Source organism: Streptomyces sp. NBC_01017, from assembly GCF_045162795.1.
GTDB classification, from domain to species: domain Bacteria; phylum Actinomycetota; class Actinomycetes; order Streptomycetales; family Streptomycetaceae; genus Streptomyces; species Streptomyces machairae.
Map to the genome: position 1 here is coordinate 5,100,029 of NZ_CP108683.1, position 21,257 is coordinate 5,121,285.

33 protein-coding genes are annotated in these 21,257 nt (G+C 69.8%); all 33 read left to right on the forward strand.

Features of this window, described 5'->3' with window-relative positions; translation table 11 throughout:
- Positions 1-16: 16 nt before the first annotated feature.
- Positions 17-874 carry a toprim domain-containing protein gene (locus tag OG331_RS23130; protein ID WP_406199213.1) on the forward strand — a complete coding sequence of 286 codons (858 nt, stop codon included), beginning with the start codon at positions 17-19 and terminating at the stop codon, positions 872-874.
- Positions 871-2,487 carry a YfjI family protein gene (locus tag OG331_RS23135; RefSeq protein WP_406199215.1) on the forward strand — a complete coding sequence of 539 codons (1,617 nt, stop codon included), beginning with the start codon at positions 871-873 and terminating at the stop codon, positions 2,485-2,487. Before OG331_RS23130 ends, OG331_RS23135 begins: the two co-directional genes overlap by 4 nt.
- Before the next feature lie 180 nt (positions 2,488-2,667).
- Positions 2,668-2,934 carry a hypothetical protein gene (locus OG331_RS23140; protein WP_406199217.1) on the forward strand — a complete coding sequence of 89 codons (267 nt, stop codon included), beginning with the start codon at positions 2,668-2,670 and terminating at the stop codon, positions 2,932-2,934.
- Positions 2,934-3,422 (forward strand): single-stranded DNA-binding protein, encoded by a 489-nt coding sequence (locus OG331_RS23145; protein ID WP_406199219.1) that lies wholly within the window; start codon positions 2,934-2,936, stop codon positions 3,420-3,422. The genes OG331_RS23140 and OG331_RS23145 overlap by 1 nt, the downstream gene beginning before the upstream one ends.
- Positions 3,423-3,437: 15 nt before the next feature.
- Positions 3,438-3,605, forward strand: coding sequence for a hypothetical protein (locus tag OG331_RS23150; protein ID WP_406199221.1), 168 nt, complete (start codon positions 3,438-3,440; stop codon positions 3,603-3,605).
- A complete protein-coding gene (locus tag OG331_RS23155) occupies positions 3,602-4,243 on the forward strand; it encodes a hypothetical protein (protein ID WP_406199223.1) in 642 nt (213 codons plus the stop codon). The genes OG331_RS23150 and OG331_RS23155 overlap by 4 nt, the downstream gene beginning before the upstream one ends.
- Positions 4,225-4,395 carry a hypothetical protein gene (locus OG331_RS23160; RefSeq protein WP_406199226.1) on the forward strand — a complete coding sequence of 57 codons (171 nt, stop codon included), beginning with the start codon at positions 4,225-4,227 and terminating at the stop codon, positions 4,393-4,395. The genes OG331_RS23155 and OG331_RS23160 overlap by 19 nt, the downstream gene beginning before the upstream one ends.
- An 80-nt stretch (positions 4,396-4,475) precedes the next feature.
- Entirely contained in the window at positions 4,476-4,685 is a 210-nt protein-coding gene (locus tag OG331_RS23165; RefSeq protein WP_406199228.1) for a hypothetical protein, read from the forward strand.
- A 100-nt stretch (positions 4,686-4,785) separates the two neighbouring features.
- Complete coding sequence (locus tag OG331_RS23170; RefSeq protein ID WP_406199230.1) at positions 4,786-5,163, forward strand: hypothetical protein; 378 nt, start codon at positions 4,786-4,788, stop codon at positions 5,161-5,163.
- A complete protein-coding gene (locus tag OG331_RS23175; protein ID WP_406199232.1) occupies positions 5,160-5,924 on the forward strand; it encodes a DUF6907 domain-containing protein in 765 nt (254 codons plus the stop codon). Before OG331_RS23170 ends, OG331_RS23175 begins: the two co-directional genes overlap by 4 nt.
- Positions 5,921-7,030, forward strand: a complete 1,110-nt coding sequence (locus OG331_RS23180) for a conjugal transfer protein (RefSeq protein ID WP_406199234.1) — start codon at positions 5,921-5,923, stop codon at positions 7,028-7,030. Before OG331_RS23175 ends, OG331_RS23180 begins: the two co-directional genes overlap by 4 nt.
- A complete protein-coding gene (locus OG331_RS23185) occupies positions 7,030-7,197 on the forward strand; it encodes a hypothetical protein (protein WP_406199236.1) in 168 nt (55 codons plus the stop codon). Before OG331_RS23180 ends, OG331_RS23185 begins: the two co-directional genes overlap by 1 nt.
- Positions 7,194-7,511, forward strand: a complete 318-nt coding sequence (locus tag OG331_RS23190) for a hypothetical protein (protein WP_406199238.1) — start codon at positions 7,194-7,196, stop codon at positions 7,509-7,511. Before OG331_RS23185 ends, OG331_RS23190 begins: the two co-directional genes overlap by 4 nt.
- A gap of 41 nt (positions 7,512-7,552) precedes the next feature.
- Entirely contained in the window at positions 7,553-7,714 is a 162-nt protein-coding gene (locus OG331_RS23195; protein WP_406199240.1) for a DUF6257 family protein, read from the forward strand.
- 86 nt (positions 7,715-7,800) lie between these two features.
- Complete coding sequence (locus OG331_RS23200) at positions 7,801-9,900, forward strand: zonular occludens toxin domain-containing protein (RefSeq protein WP_406199242.1); 2,100 nt, start codon at positions 7,801-7,803, stop codon at positions 9,898-9,900.
- A gap of 165 nt (positions 9,901-10,065) precedes the next feature.
- Complete coding sequence (locus OG331_RS23205; RefSeq protein ID WP_406199244.1) at positions 10,066-10,266, forward strand: hypothetical protein; 201 nt, start codon at positions 10,066-10,068, stop codon at positions 10,264-10,266.
- Positions 10,267-10,473: 207 nt separating this feature from the next.
- Positions 10,474-10,839 (forward strand): hypothetical protein, encoded by a 366-nt coding sequence (locus OG331_RS23210; protein ID WP_406199246.1) that lies wholly within the window; start codon positions 10,474-10,476, stop codon positions 10,837-10,839.
- 110 nt (positions 10,840-10,949) lie between these two features.
- Positions 10,950-11,306, forward strand: a complete 357-nt coding sequence (locus OG331_RS23215; RefSeq protein WP_406199248.1) for an HNH endonuclease signature motif containing protein — start codon at positions 10,950-10,952, stop codon at positions 11,304-11,306.
- 170 nt (positions 11,307-11,476) lie between these two features.
- Positions 11,477-11,959: a hypothetical protein gene (locus OG331_RS23220; protein WP_406199251.1), complete on the forward strand. Its 483-nt coding sequence runs from the start codon at positions 11,477-11,479 to the stop codon at positions 11,957-11,959.
- Positions 11,943-13,577: a hypothetical protein gene (locus tag OG331_RS23225; protein WP_406199254.1), complete on the forward strand. Its 1,635-nt coding sequence runs from the start codon at positions 11,943-11,945 to the stop codon at positions 13,575-13,577. The genes OG331_RS23220 and OG331_RS23225 overlap by 17 nt, the downstream gene beginning before the upstream one ends.
- Positions 13,578-13,588: 11 nt before the next feature.
- Positions 13,589-15,085, forward strand: coding sequence for a phage portal protein (locus OG331_RS23230; RefSeq protein ID WP_406199257.1), 1,497 nt, complete (start codon positions 13,589-13,591; stop codon positions 15,083-15,085).
- Entirely contained in the window at positions 15,082-16,068 is a 987-nt protein-coding gene (locus OG331_RS23235) for a hypothetical protein (protein ID WP_406199259.1), read from the forward strand. The genes OG331_RS23230 and OG331_RS23235 overlap by 4 nt, the downstream gene beginning before the upstream one ends.
- Before the next feature lie 54 nt (positions 16,069-16,122).
- Positions 16,123-16,812, forward strand: coding sequence for a hypothetical protein (locus OG331_RS23240; protein ID WP_406199261.1), 690 nt, complete (start codon positions 16,123-16,125; stop codon positions 16,810-16,812).
- A gap of 18 nt (positions 16,813-16,830) precedes the next feature.
- Positions 16,831-17,685 carry a N4-gp56 family major capsid protein gene (locus OG331_RS23245; RefSeq protein WP_406199264.1) on the forward strand — a complete coding sequence of 285 codons (855 nt, stop codon included), beginning with the start codon at positions 16,831-16,833 and terminating at the stop codon, positions 17,683-17,685.
- The gene (locus OG331_RS23250) at positions 17,685-18,032 is read left to right on the forward strand and encodes a hypothetical protein (RefSeq protein ID WP_406199266.1); all 348 of its coding nucleotides are present in this window, start codon (positions 17,685-17,687) and stop codon (positions 18,030-18,032) included. Before OG331_RS23245 ends, OG331_RS23250 begins: the two co-directional genes overlap by 1 nt.
- An 18-nt stretch (positions 18,033-18,050) precedes the next feature.
- Positions 18,051-18,644 (forward strand): hypothetical protein, encoded by a 594-nt coding sequence (locus OG331_RS23255; RefSeq protein WP_406199268.1) that lies wholly within the window; start codon positions 18,051-18,053, stop codon positions 18,642-18,644.
- Positions 18,641-19,000: a head-tail adaptor protein gene (locus OG331_RS23260; protein WP_406199270.1), complete on the forward strand. Its 360-nt coding sequence runs from the start codon at positions 18,641-18,643 to the stop codon at positions 18,998-19,000. The genes OG331_RS23255 and OG331_RS23260 overlap by 4 nt, the downstream gene beginning before the upstream one ends.
- On the forward strand, positions 18,993-19,331 hold the full coding sequence (locus OG331_RS23265) for a hypothetical protein (RefSeq protein WP_406199272.1): 339 nt from the start codon (positions 18,993-18,995) through the stop codon (positions 19,329-19,331). Before OG331_RS23260 ends, OG331_RS23265 begins: the two co-directional genes overlap by 8 nt.
- Positions 19,331-19,504 carry a hypothetical protein gene (locus OG331_RS23270; RefSeq protein WP_406199274.1) on the forward strand — a complete coding sequence of 58 codons (174 nt, stop codon included), beginning with the start codon at positions 19,331-19,333 and terminating at the stop codon, positions 19,502-19,504. The genes OG331_RS23265 and OG331_RS23270 overlap by 1 nt, the downstream gene beginning before the upstream one ends.
- Positions 19,505-19,509: 5 nt before the next feature.
- Positions 19,510-19,899: an HK97-gp10 family putative phage morphogenesis protein gene (locus tag OG331_RS23275; protein WP_406199277.1), complete on the forward strand. Its 390-nt coding sequence runs from the start codon at positions 19,510-19,512 to the stop codon at positions 19,897-19,899.
- Positions 19,896-20,324: a DUF3168 domain-containing protein gene (locus tag OG331_RS23280; protein ID WP_406199279.1), complete on the forward strand. Its 429-nt coding sequence runs from the start codon at positions 19,896-19,898 to the stop codon at positions 20,322-20,324. Before OG331_RS23275 ends, OG331_RS23280 begins: the two co-directional genes overlap by 4 nt.
- A gap of 55 nt (positions 20,325-20,379) precedes the next feature.
- The gene (locus OG331_RS23285; protein WP_406199281.1) at positions 20,380-20,814 is read left to right on the forward strand and encodes a phage tail tube protein; all 435 of its coding nucleotides are present in this window, start codon (positions 20,380-20,382) and stop codon (positions 20,812-20,814) included.
- A gap of 22 nt (positions 20,815-20,836) precedes the next feature.
- Positions 20,837-21,247 carry a hypothetical protein gene (locus OG331_RS23290; RefSeq protein ID WP_406199284.1) on the forward strand — a complete coding sequence of 137 codons (411 nt, stop codon included), beginning with the start codon at positions 20,837-20,839 and terminating at the stop codon, positions 21,245-21,247.
- The last annotated feature ends 10 nt before the right edge of the window (positions 21,248-21,257 follow it).

Genomic DNA, 21,257 nt, shown 5'->3' on the forward strand with positions numbered 1-21,257 from the left:
AGAAGAGAGCACGTTCGTGACTGACACCATCGCCTTCAACAGGCTCGCGGACTTCCTCCGTGACCGGGGCGAGCCCACGCGCTACCAGGGCGGCAAGCTCCGCACGCGCGGCGTCTGCCACGGCGGTGACGCCCCCGACACCGTCGCCATCAGCCGCATCGCCAACGGCGTCGCCGTGTACTGCCACAAGTGCCAGGGCAACGCCGAGTTCCTCGCCGGGATCGGCTGGACCCTGGCCGACCTGCACGACGAGCCCCTTGAGCGGTCGCGCGACCGGCCGGCCGACGACGCATGGATCCCGTGCGGAGAGCGCGGGCACAAGCGTGTCGCGCAGTACCTGTACCGCAACGAGAACCGCATCACCGTGCACGGCGTGACCCGCTGCAACCACAAGTGCTTCGCGCAGTGGCGGCCCGACGAAAGCGCCAAGTCCGGGCGCCGCTGGTCCCTCAACGACAAGCAGGGCAACCGACTCGTCCCCCTCGTCCCGTACCGGCTGCCCGAGCTGCTCGCCGCCAAAGAGGCGGACCGGGTCATCTGGATTGCCGAGGGCGAGAAGGATGTGCACGCGCTCGTCGACCACGGCCTGCCCGCCACCTGCAACGCGGGCGGCAGCGGCAAGTGGGGCGCCGAGCACGCCCAGCACCTCGAAGGCGCCGACGTGACGATCGTCGCCGACCGCGACGACAAGGGGCGCGAGCACGCCACCGCCGTCGTCGAGAGCCTCCGCGGCCTGGCGCACACGGTGTACGTCGTCCAGGCCCGCACAGGCAAGGACGCCGCCGACCACTTCGCCGCCGGACACACCGACTCCGAGTTCGTTCAGGTGTGGGCGCCCGTCCCGCACCCGCAGGACCCGGCGGTGACCGCATGACGTCAGCACCGAACTGGGCCCCGAACGTCGAGGCGCCGTCCTGGGACAAGGGCCTGCACCCGGAGGACGCCAAGGACTGGGATGAGCCCATTCCCCTGGAGCCTCCGCCCGCGCCGCCGCTCGACGCGTCCAAGCTGCGCGGCATCGGCGCCATGGCACAGGCCGTCGCCGACAGCCTGCAGGTGCCCGTCGACCTGCCCGCATGGCTCGGCATGGCCGTCGCCTCCACCGCGATCGGCGGCCGCCGCACAGTCAGCCCCAAGCCCGACTGGGTCGAGCCCGTCACCCTGTACACGATGCCCGTGGCCGCGCCCGGCGAGATGAAGTCGCCGGCGCTCGGCCTCATGGCCAAGCCGGTCTATGACGAGCAGAAGCGCCGCCGCGACGAGGACAAGGTCGCCGTCGTCCGAGACCAGCAGGATCGGCGCATCGCCGAGTCCATCGTGACCGACGCCGAGGGCAAGGTCATCAAGGCCAAGGACGCGGACGGCCGCAAGAAGGCTCGCACCGATCTCGACCTGGCCCGCGACGAACTGGAGGCACTCGGCGAGCCCAAGGTGTACACGCAGCTCATCGCCGACGACACCACCCCGGAGGCCGCCACCGACGTCATCGCCGAGCAGGGCGAGCGCCTGGCCGTGCTCTCCACCGAGAGTTCGTTCCTCGGCAACGTCGGCGGCCGGTACGCCAAGAACGCCAACCCTGAGATCGTCCTCAAGGCCTGGAGCCACGAGCCCCACGCCGTCAACCGCAAGAGTGGCCGCACGCTGCTGCTGGAACGGCCGAACCTCACCCTCGGCCTGGCCGTCCAGCCGGGCTTCCTGACCGGCATGGGCGAGACGGGCGACGTCTTCGAGGCCCGCGGCCTCATGGCCCGGTTCATCTTCTCCATGCCCGCCAGCCGCGTCGGTGACCGCGTGTACGACACCGACCCCATCCCGGGCGCCGCCCGGCTCGCCTGGCACGAGGCCATCACCGCGATGATGACGGCGATCTGGGACGACTCCGAGTACCGCGAGATGGACCTGGACGAGCACGCGAGGAAGTCTTTCCGCGCCTTCTGGGAAGCCCTCGAACCGCGGCACAAGGCACACGGCGACCTCGCGTCGATCGAGGGCTGGGCGAAGAAGCTGCCCGGCCAAGTCCTGCGCCTGGCCGCGGTCCTGACGCTGTTCGAGGACCCATCCGCCCTGACCGTTCACGGCGACGTGATGGACGACGCCGTCGCCCTGGTCCCGTACCTGATCGCCCACGCCCGCCTGGTGTCCGACCTGATGTCCGCCGAGCGGCAGTCGAAGCTCGGCCCTGCCCGCGCCGTTCTGGACTGGCTGCGACGGAAGACGGCCGAGGGCCACATCGAGGGCCGGTTCGCCGCGAACGACGTCGAGAAGGGCGTGCGCGGGCAGGCCTGGTGCACCGAGATGGAGGACGTTCACGACGCGATCGACGTCCTGGCGCGCTCCGGCTGGCTCCGGCAGATCGACCCTCCGGAACGCAAGGAGGGTCAGCGCGGACGCCCGCAGAAGCCCCGCTATGTGGCGCATCCGGACGTCTCCGGAGCCGCCCCAAGCCGAGTTACTTCCATTAATTCCATGTCCCGGGGAGCTGCCTGAAGGGCCCTGGGTTAGTTCCAGGGTCCCTATAAAGCTCATTTTTCAACTAATTATTACTCTCCGTAATTACTTCAATAACCCTGCGTGCATCACAGACACCACCACCCACACCCCTTACCTGCACGGCCGCATGGAATTAATGGACGAAAGTCCAGCGGCCGGGCCCGAGGAGGCCCACCCGTGAACGTCGATGACGTAGTCGCCGAGAAGATCGCCGCCGCCCGGGCCCGCGCCGAGGCGACCAAGCGCCGGCGCGCGGCCCTCGCTGCCAGCCGGCAACGCGGCCTCGCCATCCGGCACGCCCAACGCCTCCGCAACCAAGCCAACCGTGGGGATACGCCCACGGATGACGACCTGCGTGGTGCAGAGGGCCACGCAGGTGTGGGCCAGCAGCCCGCAACTGAGGGGCAGAGCCCCACGGTTCCCACCGAGAAGGAGACCATCTGATGTCAGGCGAGACCGTCATCACCGTCGTAGGCAACCTCGTCGACGACCCCGAACTCCGCTTCACCCCGGCCGGCGCCGCCGTCGCCCGCTTCCGCATCGCCTCCACCCCGCGCCGCTTCAACAAAACGACGAACGAGTGGGAGGACGGCGACGCCCTGTTCCTCACCTGCTCGGTGTGGCGCCAGGCCGCCGAGAACGTTGCCGAGTCCCTCGCCCGCGGCGTCCGCGTCATCGCCCAGGGCCGCCTCAAGCAGCGCAGCTACGAGGACCGCGAGGGCGTCAAGCGCACCGTGTACGAGCTCGACGTCGACGAGGTCGGCCCGACCCTCGCCCGCGCCACCGCCAAGGTCGAGAAGAACCCGAGCGGCGGCCGGGCCTCCAGTGCTCAGCAGGCAACGCAGGACCCGTGGGCGAACGCCAAGCCCGCCAACGGCCAGCAGCAGCCCACCGCGCAGGGCGCCGGCTACTCCGACGAACCCCCCTTCTAGGACCGGGAGTCCGACATGAGCGACCACGACATCCAGCTGCTCACCCTCGGCGCCTCGGCCGGCATGTTGTTCATGCTGCTCGTCCAGATCGTCTTCGGTGTCATCGACGACCGCCGTGACCGCAAGGTCGCGCGCGCCGCCCAGGCGCAGCTCGACGCCGCGCGAGAGAAGGCCGCAGCGTGACCGCCAGCTGCGGCCTGTGCGACCGCGGCCTGGAGGCCGGGTACCTCTGCCCGGGCGACACGCTCGCCCTGGCGGAGCGCCTTGAACGCATGCCGAAGATCTACAGCGCGCTCGCCGGGTTCCTCAGCCCGGCGGGCCGCGCCACCACAGAGTTCGTCTCCCGCAGCCACGCGGGCGCCACACTGCCCGTCGACGAGGCCGTCCTCGACCTCCGGTACGGCGGCATCGCTCTCGTCCTGGAAGGCTGGCGCTCCGACGTACAGCGGGTGCGCGGGTGGGGTGAGCCGTCCGCCGAGGGCAGCGTCGAGGGGCGCGTGCGTCGCGCCGCCCGGTGGCTCGGCATGGAACTCTCCTGGATCGCCGCCTCCTATCCGGCCGCCGGCGACCTCGCCCGCGAGGTGCGCGAGCTGGAGGGCGCCGCCCTGTCCATCGTCGGCGCCGCCCCGGACCGCGGCCGCCGCATCGGCAACTGCGTGGCGGTGGACGCGTCCGGCGTCATCTGCGGAGCCGTCCTGCGCCACCACTCCGGCGAGACGCGACTCGTCTGCCCCTGGTGCACGTGCGTCTACGAGGCCCGCGACTTCCTGATGTTGAAGACGCTCCAGCCCGAGGAGGAGCCGTGCCCGAGCGCATCGTGACCTGCCGGTATCTGAAGGCCTACGACACGCAGTGCACTGCGGAAGCGGTGGACCCGAGCGCCGAGGTGCTGCTCTGTGCCCGGCACCTGGCCGAGGCGCAGCGCCTGATCCACGCCGCGTACCAGCGGGCGCTCCGCAAGGAGCCGGCATGATGTCGCCAGGGGTGTTGACGCATGTCGCCACCCCTGGTTACAGTTGTCGGGCAGTCACCGATTCCGGTACTAGGAGGGACGTGACTACGTGGAGAGCACGGCACGACGAGGCCGTCCGGAAGCAAGAGGCCGCACAGCAGGCCTACCAGGAAGCCACCGACGAACGGGCACAAGCCCTGATCGACGGCGAGGCCGAACTCGGAAGCCAAGCCGCAGTAGCCAGGGAACTCGGGGTCACCCGAGCCGGCATCAGCCGGGCTATCAACGCCCTGAAGAACAAGCGGCTGTAGCTACACCCCACAACTGAAGACGGCCCAAGGCCGGCGCGCCAACGCCAGCCAAGGGCCTGACCGCACCGCCTACCTGACCTAACCAGGAGGAGATCCGGCTATGGCCGATCTTTCCGCGCGCCCTGACGCGCACGCAAGTTCCCTGTCCCTCGACGAGCTGCACCAGCTCTGCGACGAGGACTACATCAAGGGCCAGCAGCAGCGCGCCACCCCACACCTCGCCCCGTCCTACGCGGCGCTCACCCTGGCCGACCACGGGCCGGCGCCCGAGCCCACCGACCTCGACGTCGCCATCAGCGTCGCCCAGCAGCTGTTCCACAGCGACCAGCCGGCCATCCTGCGCGAGTCCCTGCGCATGCTGCTCCGCGCCCACGGCGCCGAGCCCGTCGACGAGCAGGAGGCCGTGCGCCGCTCGGTCGACGACCAGTTTCCCGCTGTCGCCGCCTTCCTCACCAACGAGCGGGGTGAGCGGGCGTGAGCAGCGAGCGCTACTGGCGCCGTGAGCGCCCCGAGATGCCGGTGTACGGGCCGACGGACCCGTTCGGCGACGAGGAGCACGAGCCCGACGTCATCGTCCGCGTGGACTTCCTGATGTCGCGTGAGCAGATCACGACGGCGCTCGGGATCGCGTGGGCGGAGGGCTTCACGACCGGCGCCCCCGAGTCGCTCACCGTCCTGCAGGTGCGGCACGAGGTCGAGGCGTACCTGTCCGTGCAGGCCTTCCACGAGCTCGACGTACAGATGGAGCGCGACCGGCAGCGGGAGTTTCCGCCCGAGCAGCAGCGTGTCTTGCAGCTGCTCGCCGAGGCCGTCGAGCGGGCGTACCCGGCAGCAGGTGCGCAAAATTACGCACCTGCCGTACAGGCGCCCCGCTACGGGGACGGCACGGTGACGCTGCAGACCCTCGATCACGGCGAGATCACCATCGACGAGCCGCGCTGGTGCACGGGCCATGACGGTGAGCAGATCGTGCAGCGCGTCGACGTCACCCACGTTGGCCGCAAGGTCGCGGCAGAGGTGGAGACGGACGCGGGAGCGGTCGAGTTCCTGCCCGCCTGCATCAGTTGGGGGCCGTTCGCCGAGTTGCGGCCGGAGCCGTACCCGCTGGCGGACGTCGACGACTTCCCGGCGATGGACCCCGCGCAGCTGCGGGAGCTCGCCGCGGAGACGGCCCTGCACGCCGGCCGCCTGTACCGGCTCAGCAACGAGCTGGACCGGCTGAGGAGGAACGCGTCGTGACCACCCGCCGCCTCACCAAGGGTCAGCGCTCGGTACTCAGCGCGGCCGCCGTCATCATGGTCGCCGTCGGCGCGGCCGGCGCAGTCGGCACGTTCTCCAACACGCTGGCCGAGTTCGGACGCAGGGCCACCGCCATCGGCGTCGTCGCCGCCGGTGAAGGCCTCACCCTCGTCCTCGCGATCACCATGCTCGGGCTCACCCTGCTCGGACAGTCCGCCCCCCTCTGGGTCCGCGTCGGCCTATGGATCGCCCCCCTCGCAGCGTGCGGGATGGGCCTGTCCCTCGCGAGCAACGTCACCGAGGCCGTGGTCTACGCGACCACCCCGCTCGGCATGAGCGGAGCCGCCGAGGGCCTCGGCCTCATCGCCCGCCGCGTCGTCATCTACACCACCGGCGTTGACGCCGAGGCACAGCGCCGCAACGCGGACGCCGTACAGCAGCTGGCGTACCACCAGGCCGCCGCCGAGCGGCACCCGGACAAGGACACCCGCGCCTCGTCCCTGCGGAAGTCGTGGGAGCTCGCCAAGAAGGTCGGAGTCGGCGACCAGGTCCTCGGCGCCGACCTCGTCGAGGTTCAGCGGGTACGGCTCCGCGAAGGGGCTGATTCAGCCCTCGCCACCATGTACCGCAGACAGGCCGACAAGCCGTCGGCCAGTCCCGCCCGGTCGTACTCCGCGCAGGACGTCCTGCGCCGGCGCTTCGCCGAGATGGACCCGGCCGAGGCAATCCGGATCGCCCACGATGCGCACCCTGATATGCCCCCGGCCGAACTCGCCTCTCTGCTCATCACCTACGGGCTCGTCGTCGACGCCGTCCAGGTCGCCCTGGTCCTCGGCACCCGGCCCCCCGAGTACGAGGTGTACCGCCCTGATGCGGCTGATGCGCCGCTGGTCAGCGCACTGCCCGCCGTGAACCTGCAGGGCGCGATCGAGGAGGCCGCATCAGCCCTCGGGCCCGACGCCAAGGCCAAGGCCATCGCCGAGCACCTCGCCCGGCACCGGCGCCTCGTCGTCGACGAGCCGTACATCCGCACCGCCCTGTCCCGGGCCGCGAAGAAGCCCCCGGCCGACCCGCAGCCCGACCCGATGCGAGAGGGGTACAACTGATGCGCTACCTGATTCTCGGTGTCCTGCTCGGTCTCCTGCTCGTCTTCCCGCAGCTGCTCGCCGTCGTGGCCGTCATCGTCGCGGCCCTGCTGTCCAAGCCCCTCGTCGTCGCGTTCGGCCTCGGCCTGGCCGCTGGCCTCCGCATGCAACGGCGGTCGGCACGATGAGCGACGCTCTCGACAAGGCGGAGGCCGCCGCCAGAGAAGCCGCGGTGAACTCGGCCGCCGTACAGATCGCGCTCGCCGCCGTCGAGTTGGCCAAGACAGCACAGGCGCAGCCCACCGTCCAGCCGCACGTGTGCGAGCACCAGCACAAGCAGGGGCGCGGCACCGGCGAGTGGCTCGGCATCGCTTGCGCCATCTGCGTGGGCGGCGTCGGGATCGCGTTCGCCTCGATTGCCATCGCCATCTGCGGGATCTCCGTCGCGATCCTCGCCCTGGTCCTGCGCTCCATCTGGCAGGACATCCGCAAGGGTCGATGAACTGCCCTTCCGCCCCACCGAAAACTGACCAGGAGGAACCCATGGCTGACGACATCAAGTTCTCCGACTTCACGCCCGCCGAGAAGAGGCGCGTCGCCGCCTTGACCGCCCGCATGGCCCTGCCCCGCGCCAACCTCACCAAGCTGCGCCGCAAGGTCGAGCGCGTCGAGCAGGACGCACTCAGCCGCAAGAACAAGAAGTAGCAACGCCCCGGGGACGGCGTCCTACCGCCAAGCAGCCGCCGTCCCCGGGCGTCCCGCACCCCAGCAAGAGGCAGGAAGCCCCCAGCATGACAGTGCACCTCATCAAGGAGCGACAGGACGCCACCGAGGACGCCAAGGACGCGCCCCCGACCGAGGCGTCCCCTACGCGTCCTACCCGGCGCCGTATCCGTATCGACTCGCTGCGGCGGGTGTTCGTCGACACCCGCCAGAGCCCCACGTACCGGTTCACCGTCCGCCACGGCGCCTACGTGTGGGGCGGGACCCGCATCCTCACCCGGCGTACCTGGGAGGCCCGCACGACCGCCCTGCACGCGCGGATGATGCGCATCGCCGAGGCATCCGGCAACGAGGAGATGGTGACCAAGTGGGAGCAGCGGGCCTACGCCTACCGGTTCGCCCGGCACAAGCGGCGCATGGACCTCCTGCAGATGGCCATCAACGCCCCCAGGGCGATCGCCTCCGCGGCCGTCGGCTTCGGCGGACTGCTCCTGATGCTCGGCATCATGCTCGCCGTCTACAACGGCGACGTCCGCGACGTCCTGGCCCCCACGAACGCCGTCATCGAGTTCGTCGGATGGGTGGCGTTCCTCGCCGGCGTCATCTGGGAGCCGCTCCTGTACTCGATGCCGATCCTCATGCTGGCCGGCGCCTGGTCGGTCGGCAGGAACCAGAAGACCGCGCCAACGTGGGCCCTCCCCGCGGACGCGGGTGAGCAGGGCGTCATCCCCGACGAGAACGCCATCCTGCGCGCGCTGGGCAAGCTGTCGATTCCACAGCTCAACGCGGCCATCAAGGAAGGCTGGCAGCCCCGTTGGGTACAGCCGACGACCAGGCTCGGCAACGGCTACCACACACAGCTGCAGCTGCCGCTCGGCGTCACCGTCGAGATGGTCAATGCCAAGAAGAACGTGCTCGCCCACAACCTGATGCGCAAGCCCGTCGAGACCTGGCCGACCGAGCCGCCCAACCAGCCCGGCGTCCTCGACCTGTGGGTCGCCGACCAGGGCTCACTGAACGGGGTGGTGCCGGACTGGCCGCTGCTGCACGAGGGCACCACGGACTACTTCAAGGGCGTTCCGGTCGCCGTCTCGCAGCGCGGCGAGCCCATCATCGGCAAGCTCATGGCAGCCAACTGGATCGTCGGCGGCATCATGGGCTCCGGCAAGACGTCCATCGTCGTCTCCCTGCTGCTCGGCGCGATCCTCGACCCACTGGTCATCGCCGAGGTGTACGTGATGGCCGCGAACGTGGACTACGACCCGCTCCGGCCGCGCCTGCGGCAGCTGGTCAAGGGCGACGACCCCGAGGAACTGAAGGCCGCCCTCGACGCACTGCGCGGCCTGGCCAACGAAGTCACCGAGCGGGGCAAGCTTCTGGAAGAACTCGGCGGCGACTCGACCAAGCTCACTCGCGAACTCGCCCTGAAGGACGCGCGGATGCGGCCCAAGGTCGTCGTGTTCGACGAGTGCCACGAGCTGTTCATGAACAAGGAGTACGGCAAGGAAGCCGCTGAACTGGCCATTCGCGTCATGAAGAAGGCCCGCAAGGTCGGCATCACCCTCATCTGGGTCACGGTCTCCCCGACCGCGGACAGCATCCCGCGCGACGTCACCCGCAACACCTCCCACCGTGTGGCGTTCGCGGTCGGCGACCAGGTCGCCAACGACGGTCTCCTCGGCTCCGGCAAGTACAAGGCCGGCATCCGCGCAACCGAGCTCGTGCCCGGCCAGGACGTCGGTACGGCGGTCACCTACGGGTTCACCTCGAAGCCGTTCGAAATCATCCGGTCCCACTACGTCCAGCGTGACGCCGAGAAGGGCATCGACGAGGTGACGCCGGTCGTCGAACGCGCCATGGCGCTGTACGAGGGCGGGCCGGTTGCCGCCCCTGCGTTCGCTCCCGTCGACCATCTCGCCGACATCGCGGCCGTCCTCGGCCACGAGACGAAGATGCGGACCCAGGACGTCCTACACGGCCTCCAGGACCGCAACCCGACCGAGTACGGCAGCTGGTCGTTCCGGGACCTCAAGGGCGTCCTCGACGACGCCGGCCACGGTGAGTACAAGACGAACGGCGGGAAGATGCACGTCAGTCTCGACCGGATCCTCGACGCCATCGCCTCCCGCGACGACGACGATCCCGACGAGGGAGGCAGCGAAGAATAGGGGAGTTCTCCCTACCCGCCTCCCTACCCTGCCTCCCTGTACATGACCTGCGGAAATGGCCAATCAGGGAGGCAAGGGAGGACAGGGAGGCGCACCCCTGGGAAACGGGAAACAGGAGGGTTCGCCTCCCTCGCCGCGCCTCCCTCCCTGGCGCATCATGGGGCCATGGAGTCGCAGAACATACGGCCCGGCCACCTCACCGCACACCAGACCGCACAGCAGCTCGGCATCGGCCTCGACGGCGTCCGCCAGCTCGTCCGACGCGGCCGCCTCACACGCTCAGGAGGCAGCCCGCGACAGCCCTGGTACGCCGTCCAGGACGTCGCCGCACTCGCCGTCAAGCGGCAAGAACGCAACGCCGCTTGACCGCAGGTCACAGCGAGTGTCACGATCTCGGTGAACAACTGTGCCCTCATACGGCACCACAGACGCACACGAAGCCCCGGCCGACTGCTCACCGGCCGGGGCTTCGTCGTCACAGCATCCACGCCGTCACAGCATCGCCACACCGCTTACACCCAGCCCCCACACCTGCGCATGATGGACAGTCACCACGCAGGCACAGGGGGAACCATGCGCATCCACGTCGCTGCAGCCGCCATCGCCGCACTCACACTCACCGGCTGCGGGGCCGTACAGCCCATCGCCTCCGTAGGGCAGAGCCCCACGCAGCCCCAGGTAGACGCCCCACGCGTAGGCAGCGCAGACCTGATCCGCCCAGGAGTCACCAAGGCCGAGGCGCAGGACGCCATCCGGGACCACGCCGCCGGCCTTAACGGGTACGAGCTGTACTACCTCAAGGTCATGCGCAGCACCGACGCCCACCGATACGTCTGCCGCGCGCGCTGGTACGCCGATCCCGACGCCTACCTCACCCACAGCGGCAACACCGAGGCCTGGCCCGACTCCTGGCCACACGTCGCCATCAACTGCCCGTAACGGCAGGGCTAACAGAGGAGGCAGAACCATGACCCTGTTCGAGATCCTGGTGTGCATCTTCCTGGGCATCATCGCGCTCAGCTCTCTGCGCGGCTGGCGCCCGTAACGCCGTGCCCGCACGTAGGGCCATGCAGGTCTGCCCCACGCCAGGCTGCCCCACCCTCACCCCAGCAGGGCGCTGTCCCCGCTGCCAGGCCACGGCCCGCGCAGCCAGACCCCAGCCCAACCAGCGCGGCTACAACACGGCATGGCGCAAGGCCAGCGCCGAGTACCTACAGACACACCCGTACTGCGAGTGCCCCGCCTGCTCTGCTCTGCCCCAGCTGCAGCGCGACCTGGCCACCGAGGTCGACCACATCGACGGACTCGGACCGCTGGGCCCCCGAGGCTTCGACCCGAGCAACTGGCAGGCCATGAGCAAGCGCCACCACTCCCGCAAGACAGCCTCCGAGACCTGGGGGACGTGACGCACGGTCACGCGCCCCAGGGGGGTACCCCTGGCGGGGGGCGGGGGTGAACAGCGCGGGGGAGGGCGCTGTCTGGTCCGTCGGGTTCAGAGGTCCACCTGAGACCCCCCAGGCGTCACGCAACGTGACGCCGTTCGTGCTGCGCAACGCAGCGTGGAGGAGTGATCGACATGCCCCGTGGTGGAGCGCGCACCGTCTCCGGGCCGCCGCCGGATCCGAACTCACTGAGGCAGGCCCGCGCAGCTGAGGCCGGCGGATGGAAGACGCTTCCGGCGGAGGGCTACGCCGGCGAGGTGCCCGACTGGCCGCTGACGGAGGCGACGCCGCGGGAGGATGTCATCTGGGCGGACCTGTGGGCGAAGCCGCAGGCGGTGATGTGGGCGGAGCTCGGGCAGGCGCTGGAGGTGGCGCTGTTCTGCCGGACGCTGGCGGAGGCTGAGCGGCCGGACGCCCGCGCGGACATCAAGAAGATGGTGCGCGGCTACCTCGACAGCCTCGGGCTGAGCGTGTCCGGGATGCTGCGCAACCGGTGGAAGATCGCCCCGTCCGTCGACGCGGTCGTCCTCGACCTGCCAGCCGGCGCTGCGGAGGCACCGCGCCGACGCTCCGCCCGTGACCGTATGAAGGTCGTGCCCAGTGGCGAAGGGGCCTGACGCCGGGCCCGAGTTCGTCGTCGACTTCCCCACGTTCTGGATCGTCCCGGACTGGATCGAAGCCCACTGCCCAATCCCGGACGGCTTCCGGCAGGGCGAGGACCTGGAGCTGTACCCGTGGCAGCTGTGGTGCACCGTCAACCACTACCGCGTCCGCCCGAGCGCGCGCGTGGGGCAGCTGGCGCCAGCGTTCCACTACCGCCGTAGCCAGATCGTCGCCCCGCAGAAGACCGGCAAGGGCCCGTGGTCGGCAACCATCACCCTGGCGGAGGCGGCCGGCCCCGTCGTGTTCGCGGGCTGGGCGCGTGGCGGCGAGGTGTACCGCTGCTCGAACCACGGCTGCGGGTGCGGCTGGTGGTACCAGTACGAGCCGGGCGAGCCGATGGGCACTCCGTGGCCCACGCCGCTGATTCAGTTGGTGGCCACCGCCGAGGATCAGGTCGATAACGTCTACCGGCCGTTGCGGAACATGGTGAAGCTGGGCCCGCTGTCGGAGTTCATGCGGGTCGGCGAGGAGTTCACTCGGGTCGGCGACCAGGGCCGCATCGACACGGTGACCTCGTCCGCGATGTCCAGGCTGGGCAACCCGATCACGTTCGCCAACCAGGACGAGACCGGGCTGTGGAACACGGCGAACAAGCTGCGCCGTGTCGCCGAGACGCAGCGCCGCGGTCTGGCCGGTATGGGCGGCCGGTCGATGGAGACGACGAACGGGTGGGATCCGTCAGAGAACTCGGTGGCGCAGACCACCTCCGAGTCGAAGTCCAAGGACATCTTCCGCTATCACCCGCAGGCGCCGAAGACGCTGTCGTATGCCAACAAGCGGGAGCGCCGGAAGATCCACGCCGTGGTGTACGCGGGCTCGTCGCACGTCGACCTCGACGCCATCGAGGCCGAGGCCGCCGAAATCATGGAGAAGGACCCTGCGCAGGCGGAGCGGTTCTTCGGCAACCGGTGCGTGTCGGGGTCGATGGCGTGGCTGGACCCGGCGAAGTGGGCGGCCAAGGCGGAGCCTCGCCGGATCCGCGCGACGACCCGGATCGTGCTGGGCTTCGACGGTTCCGACGTCGACGACTGGACGGCGTTCCGCGCAGAGACGATGGACGGCTACCAGTTCACCCCGGTGTACGGGGTCAACGATGAGCCGACCATCTGGAACCCGGCGGACTTCGGCGGGCAGGTGCCGCGCGGCGAGGTACGGGCGGCGCTGTCGCAGCTGATGGCCCGCTACGACGTCGTCCGGGTGTACGCGGACCCCCCGTACTGGGAGTCCGAGATCGACGAGTGGGTCGACCTGTACGGCGAGGAACGCGTCATCCGCTGGCACACCCGCCGCATCGTCCAGATGCACGCCGCATGCGAGCGGCTGAAGACGGACGTGGTCAAGCGCAACTCGGACAGGGCCGCGTTCACGCACGACGGCTGCCCGATCACGGCGGATCACATCGAGAACACGCGCGCGGCCGCCCGCCCGATGGACCGGTACGTCCTGCGTAAGGCGAGCCCGGCCCAGAAGATCGACGCCACCATCCCGAGCGTCCTGGCGCACGAGGCCCTCGGCGACGTCATCGCGGCCGGCCTCGCCGAGAAACAGCAGTCCTTCTACTACGGCAGCTGAGAGGGGGCCCGATGGCGACGATTGAGCAGGCCCTCAATCTGGTGCAGTTGCTCGAGGCTGAGCTGATCCAGCGCAGCCGCGACATCACCCGCCACAACGCCTACTACCGCGGAGAGCATCCGTTGAAGTACGCGTCGGATGAGTTCGCCAAGTTCCACGGCGACCGGTACCGCGACTTCTCCGACAACTGGGTGCAGGTCGTCGCTGACTCCCCGGTGGAGCGGATGACCGTGACCGGCTTCCAAGCCTCCGGCGAGATCTCCGCCGACAAGGACCTGTGGGAGGTGTGGCAGGTCAACGGCCTGGACGCCGACAGCCAGCTGGGATTCCTCGGCTCGGTCATCAACGCCCGCTCGTTCGTGCTGGTGTGGGGCGACCCCGACGACCCGGACATGCCCGTGGTCACCTTCGAGGATCCGAGCCAGTGCATCATCGCCTACGAACCAGGCTCGCGCCGCCGGCGGCGTGCGGCACTGAAGCGGTGGCAGGACGGCAACGAGGACTACGCCACCCTCTACCTGGCTGATGAGGTGTGGAAGTTCTGCCGCCCCCGCCTGGTCCACGACGACAGCAAGACACCGCAGATGGCGGACGTGGATGAGGAGCTGAAGCGCTGGCAGCCGCGCGACCCGGAGGCCATGGGCGAGCCGAACCCGCAGCCCAACCCCATGGGCGTGGTGCCGATGGTGGAGCTGCCCAACAAGTCCGTGCTGGTGGGCGAGCCCATCAGCGACGTGCGCGGTGTGATCGCCATGCAGGACGCCATCAACCTGCTGTGGGCGCAGCTGTTCACCGCCTCCGACTACGCCTCGTTCCCGCAGCGGGTCATCATGGGCGCCGAACGCCCGGTCGTCCCGAAGCTGAACAGCGAAGGCGAGGTGATCGGCACCCAGCCGGTCGACATCGAGAAGTTCGCCGTGGACCGCGTGATGATGTTCAACGGCAAGGACGTCCGCATCGGCGAGTGGCAGGCCGCCAACCTCGCTATGTACACCGGCCTGATCGAGGTCGCCGTAGGGCACGTGGCCGCACAGACCCGCACCCCGCAGCACTACCTCATTGGGAAGATGGCCAACCTGGCCGAGGGCGCGCTGCTCGCCGCGGAGACCGGTCTGGTCAAGCGGACCGAGGAGAAAGAGATCTGGACCGGGCAGGGCCTGCGCGAGATGGCCCGCCTGATCGCCCTGGCCAAGGGTGAGTACGCCAAGGCCCAGGCCCTGCGCTCCGGGCGCGTGCTGTGGAAGGACGCCGAATCCCGGTCCCACGCGCAGATGGCGGACGCGCTGCTGAAGCTGAAGCAGCTGGGCTTCCCCTTTGAGTGGCTGGCCCTGCGCTACGGGCTGACGCCGACCGAGGTGGCCGACGTGATGGCGATGCGGATGCAGGAGCTGGAGGCCGACCCGGTCACCGAGCTCACCCGCCAGCTCGGCGGCGGCGCCGACACCATCGGCAACACCGGGCCGGAGCCGGAGGGCGAGCCGGATGAGGGTGAGGAGCCGGCGGCATGAGCCCGTCCCCCGAGGCGGTCGCGCACCAGGAGGCGCGCCAACGCCTGGCGACGGCAACGGCCCTGGCCACCCACAGCATCTGGCGGCGCCTGGACCAGGACAACCTGTACCAGTCCTGGCTTGGCCTGGCCGGTGACGTCCTCGCCGTGGTCGCGGGCGGGCAGATGGCGGCAGCGCAGATGACCGGACCCTGGCTCAACGAGCTGCTGGGACCGGAGAACGACGACCGACCCGGCGCCGGCGGCGTCATCCCCGAGGCGTTCGCGGGTGCCGACGGCGCAGGCCGTCCCCTCGCCGGCGCGCTCATGGCACCCATCTGGGCCGCGCTGCGCCTGGTCACCGCCGGTCGCCCCATCGTGCAGGCCCTTGTCGCCGGGCGGTCGCTGCTGGACGCCATCGCCCAGACCGCCGTCGCCGACGTGGGCCGGGCCGCCGACTCTGTCGCCATGACCGCACGTCCCGCCGTGACCGGCTACATCCGGGTAGTGGAGGCCGGCGCCTGCTCGCGCTGCCTGATCCTCGCCGGGAACGAGTACCAGACCGACAAGGCCTTCCTACGGCACCCGCGCTGCAACTGCGGCATGGAGCCCGTCACCCGCACACACCGGCCCAGGCCCGCCTCGCCGGACGATCTGGTGGCGCAGATGTCCGAGGAACAGAAGCGCAAGACGTTCGGCACGGACGCTGCCAAGGCCATCAACGAGGGCGCCGACCTGGGCCAGTTGGTCAACGCCCGCCGCGGCATGTCCGGCGCGTCCGTCCTCGGCGGCCGCCCGGTCACCACTACCGAGGGCACGGTGCGCGGAGAGTTCCGCCGTCAGGAGTTCCGCGCCCTGCAGCAGGCCGGAGCCATCCCCCGCTCGCAGTCCATGCGCGGGTTCCGCCCGACCCGGCCGCGGCTGATGCCCGAAGAGATCTACCGCCAGGCGGGCGACCGGCAGCACGCCGTCCGGCTGCTGCGGGAGCACGGCTACATCGCCTGACCTTCACCCGCCCGCGCGCAACGCGCAGGCCCACACCCGCAATGGGAGCACTCGATGAGCACACCCACGCCTGCCGTGACCGACGCCGAGCCCACCGAGGACCCGGCCGTCGACCCGGCGGAGCCGACCGAGGTGGATGACGCCCTGGACCCGGACGGCGACGGCAACGTCGACGACGACCCGGAGGGCGCCGACCAGCTCGGCGACCCGGGCAAGAAGGCCCTGGCGTCCATGAAGGACAAGCTCAAGGCGGAGCGCGAGAAGCGGCGCGGCCTCGAGGCGCAGCTGGCCGAGCTCAACAAGCCGGCCGAGGGCGCCACGCCCGACCCGGACGCTCTGCTGCGCCAGGCCGAGCAGACCGCGGCCGCGCGCTACAACGAGCGCATCGTGCGCGCGGAGGTGAAGGCGGCGGCCGCCGGGAAGCTGGCCGACCCCGCCGACGCCTACCGCTTCCTGGACCTTTCCCAGTTCGAGGTCGACGGCGACGGCAACGTCGACGCCGACGAGGTTGCCGAGGCAATCGATGACCTGATCCAGTCCAAGCCCTACCTGGCCGCGCAAGGCGGCAGCACTAAGCCGCGGTTCCAAGGGACCGCAGATTCCGGCGCCCGCAAGGGGAATGCCCGGCCCACCCAGCTCACCGAGGCGGACGTCAAGCGTCTGTCGGCGGCGGGCAAGCACGCCGAGATCGTCAAGGCCCAGAACGAGGGCCGCCTCGACGACTACCTCGGTCAAACCCGGTAACCCCCTGAGGAGAACCCCATGGCCATCAGCGCCTTCAAGCCGGAAGTCTGGAACGCCAACCTTCTGGTCGCCCTGGAGAAGTCCCTGGTGTACGCGGCGCCCGGCGTCGTGAACCGCGACTACGAGGGTGACATCGCCAACTACGGCGACACCGTCCACATCACCTCTCTCGCCGACCCGACCGTCGGCACGTACACCCCGCACACCGACATCACCATCGAGGACGTCGACGACAGCGACACCACGCTGCTCATCGACCAGTCGAAGTACTTCGCGTTCGAGGTCGACGACGTGGAGAAGCGGCAGGCCTTCAACGGTGGCAAGGTCCTCACCGAGCAGGCCCGCAAGGCGGCGTACAAGCTGCGCGACGTCGCTGACCAGTACGTGGCCGGCCTCATGGCGGCCGGTGTCGACGCGGGCAACCTGGTGGCCGAGCAGACCATCAGCACCCCGTCCGACGCCTACGACCTGCTGGTCGACCTGGGCGTCATCCTGGACGTCGACAACGTGCCCTCCGAGGGCCGCTGGACGGTCGTCTCGCCGGCGTTCCACGGCCTGCTGCTGAAGGACTCCCGGTTCGTCGCCGCGGGCGACGCTGCCGCGGCTGCGACCCGGACGAACGGCATGGTCGGTGAGGCTGCTGGCTTCACCATCCGCAAGTCCAACAACCACCCGGCAGGCCCGGGTGCGGGCGCGGGCCGGCTGATCCTCGCCGGGTACTCCGGCGCGGTCACCTACGCCGAGCAGATCAACAAGACCGAGGCGACACGTAAGGAGAAGGGCTTCGCGGACATCGTGAAGGGCCTGCACCTGTACGGCGCGAAGGTCGTCCGCGCGACCGGTCTCGCGGCCGCCGACGTCATCGTCGCCTGATGAGGGACGGGGACGAGGTCCGTCTGATCGGCTCGGCCGGCGCACCGTTCATGGTGATCGTCGGCCAGCCGTTCACGCAGGCGGAGATCCAGCGCCGTCTGGACTCTGGGGAGTGGAGCTGGCCGGGCGATGCCCCGCCGCCCTCCCCCGGGCCGGACACCGATGAGCCTCCGACGGAGGACACCGCCACGGACGAGGCCGCCGCCGAGGCGGAGCCTGACCCGGACCGTCCGGCGCTCAGCGCGCCCAAGGCGGACTGGGTGGTCTACGTGGCCCGCACCCAGCACATGTCCCGTGAGGACGCCGCGAACTACACCAAGGCCGACCTGATCGACATGGTCAGCTGACGAGAGAGGGGGCCTACCGTGGCACTGGACCCACTCGCAACGGTGGCCGACCTCGAGGCCCGCGGCTTCGACGTGGAGGCCTCCGAGACGAGCCTGGCAGGCATCTACCTGGGCGTCGCCTCGGCGGCCGTGCGGGAGGCGGCCGGCGTGCCCATCTCCCGCGTCACGTCCACCATCACCTTGGAGGGTGTCCGCGGGCAGTGGCTGACGCTGCCAGGGCTGCCTATCGCGTCCGTCGCCTCGGTCAGCATCGACGGCGACACCGTCACGGACTGGCGGCTTCGTTCAGAGCGGCTGTGGCGGGCGGGCGGCTGGACCGGATGCGAGCCGTCCGAAGTCGAAGTCGTCCAGACACACGGCCTGGTCAACGTGCCCGACGACATCGTGGACCTGGTCTGCCGCATGGCCGCATCCGGGATCGTCTCCTACCGGTCGGCAGGCGGCGGCACCGCGCTGGGCAACAGCAAGGAAGTCACCTCCGAGCGTCTCGGAGACTGGTCGGTGACCTACGGGGCGGATGGCCGAATCACCGAGATGGACTTGCCGCAGTACTGGCGGGAGCGCCTCCAAGCCCGGTTCGGCGGCGGCGTGGCCGTGCTGAGGTCCCGATGAGGGGCATCCCCGGGCGGCTGCTCAACCGCGCCCTGGAAGTGCACCGTCCGCAGACCAGCGACGACGGCCACGGCGGCCAGACCACGGTCCTGACCCTGGTCGGCTCCGTGCGGGCGAAGGTCGACCAGCCCTCGCCCACCGAGCGGATGGTCGCCGCGCAGTCCGGGTCTCGGCACTCCCACGACGTCTACCTGCTGCCGACCGCGGACGTGCGCCGCGGCGATGAGCTGCGCGGCAGCGACGCGCTCGGAAACCCTCAGGTGTTCCGGGTGCAGTCGGTGGTGCAGCCGTCCACCCCCGTCTACTCCAAGGCTCTTGTCGAGCTGACCCAGGGAGAAGGAGAGCCCGATGGCTGACCTCAGCCTTGCCACCGTGTCGATCGCCACCGGCGTCCTCGACGTCGCCGCCCAGGCCACCGCAGCCGCGGGCGGCGGAGACACCGCCCCGGTCGGACCGAACCGGTTCCTGTACGTCAACAACGGCAGCGGTGGCTCGATCACCGTCACGATCGCCACCCCGGGGCAGGCCTCCGGGATCGCCATCGCCGACCCCACCTACGCCGTCGCGGCAGGCAAGCACGCCATCATCCCGCTGGCGAACGTCTTCCGCGGCGCGAACGGGCGGGCGGCCATCACCTACAGCGGCGTCACCTCGCTGACCGTCAAGCCGTTCGAACTGGGCCAGTGATGGCCGGGGACGGCGAGCTGCCGCGGGCGGAACCCCAGGAGTGCCGGCGCGAGGCTGAGTGCTACCTCGGGCTAGGGCAGGTGGACGTCGACGTGCCGCGCGCCATCGCGTGGGCCCTGCTCGCCGTCGCCGGCGAACTGCACACCATCCGCAAGCAGATCAGCAGGAGGTGACGGCGATGGCACGCAGCGGACGGGCGGTAAGGGTCAAGGGCCTAGCCCGACTGAAGGAACGCCTCCAGGACATGCCCGACCAGATCACGGACGCCCTGGTAGAGGCTGTGAAGGAGTCGGCCGAGGCGGTACGCGACGACGTCAAGCGCAACGTGCCGGTCGACACCAGGGGCGGAGACAGCCACCACCTCAAGGACGCCGTCGACATCCGCTACCGCGAGGGCGGCCTGGTCGCCGATGTCGGCTGGTTCGGCCCCGAGAACTCCTACGCCACCTATGTCGAGTTCGGCACCCGCAGGCGCCCTGCGCAGCCGTCGCTGTATCCGGCTCTGGAGCGGGAGCGGGGCCGCTTTGCCGCCCGGCTGACGGACGAGATAAGGCGGGCCCTGCGGTGAGCACCCCCATCCCGGGGCTGGCAGCGCTGCCCACGCAGGACGGCGTGCGTAACGCGCTGCTCGCCGACGCGCCGCTCATGGACCTGATCAAGGGCGTCTTCGACTGGGTCAACGAGAAGCAGCCTTACCCGTACATCGTCATCGGTGAGGCGGTGGAGACCCCGTCCAACGCGCACGACCGGTACGGCTCCGAGGTGCTGGAGACCTTGCACATCTGGGACCAGAACCGCGGTTTCGCCCCAAGCCTCACGATCGCGGCCCGTGTGCTTCAGGTCCTGGACCACACACCGCTGACCATCGAGGGCCATGTCCACCGGTGGACGCGGTTCGTGTCCCTGCAGACGCTCAAGGACCCCGAGCCCCCGGGCGACATCCGGCACGTGCCGATGACGTTCCGGATCGGCACTGAGGTCGCCCCCGCGTAACTGTTCGATCAACGACCGGCCGCAAGCGCCGGACAACCTCAGGAGGGCGGAGACCATGGCCGGTCTTGACGCATTCGGTACCCAGCTCAAGCGTGACTCCAACGGCGCTGGCACCTTCGTGGCCGTCGCCAACGTCTCGGACGTTTCCGGTCCTTCGAGGTCGCGTGAGGCCATCGAAGTCACCGCCCACGACTCCCCCGACAAGTACCGGGAGTTCGTCAAGGGCCTCAAGGACGGCGGGGAAGTCGAGATCACCATCAACTACGACCCCGCCGACACGACCCACCAGGCGCTCGACGCCGACTTCGAGGAAGACGACCTGCGCGACTACCAGGTCGTCATCCTCCCGGGAAAGGCGGATGAGCACACGTGGGAGTTCTCCGCTCTGATCACCAGCCTCGGGGACGAGTTCCCGCACGACGACAAGATGGAGCGGACAGCCACGTTCAAGATCTCCGGCAAGCCTGTGCTGACCGCGACCGGCGCCTGACGAGAGCGGGGAAGAGCGCATCATGGCACTACTGACGAAGGCTCAGATCAACGCGGCTGTCGACCGGGAGTGGGAGGACGTGCCCGTGCCCGAGTGGGGCGAGGGTGCGGTGGTCCGTCTCATGGAGCTGTCGGCCGCCGACCGGGGCTACATCGAGGCCGGCAGCGTCGTCGCCAACGGCCAGAGCCCGCAGCTGCGGATCGAGTCCCTCAAGACGTACCGCGAGAAGCTCGTCGCATTCGGAATGGTGGACGAGAACTTCGAGCGGCTCTACTCCAACAAGGAGATCGGCGAGCTGAGCCAGAAGTCCGGCGCGGTGATCGAGCGGCTGGCAGCCAAGGTCCAGGAGCTCTCGCGCATGGGCCGGTTCGCCGTGAAGGAAGCCGAGGGAAACTCCGACGCCGCCCCGAGCGGCTCTTCCGTTTCCGGCTAGCGGAGCATCT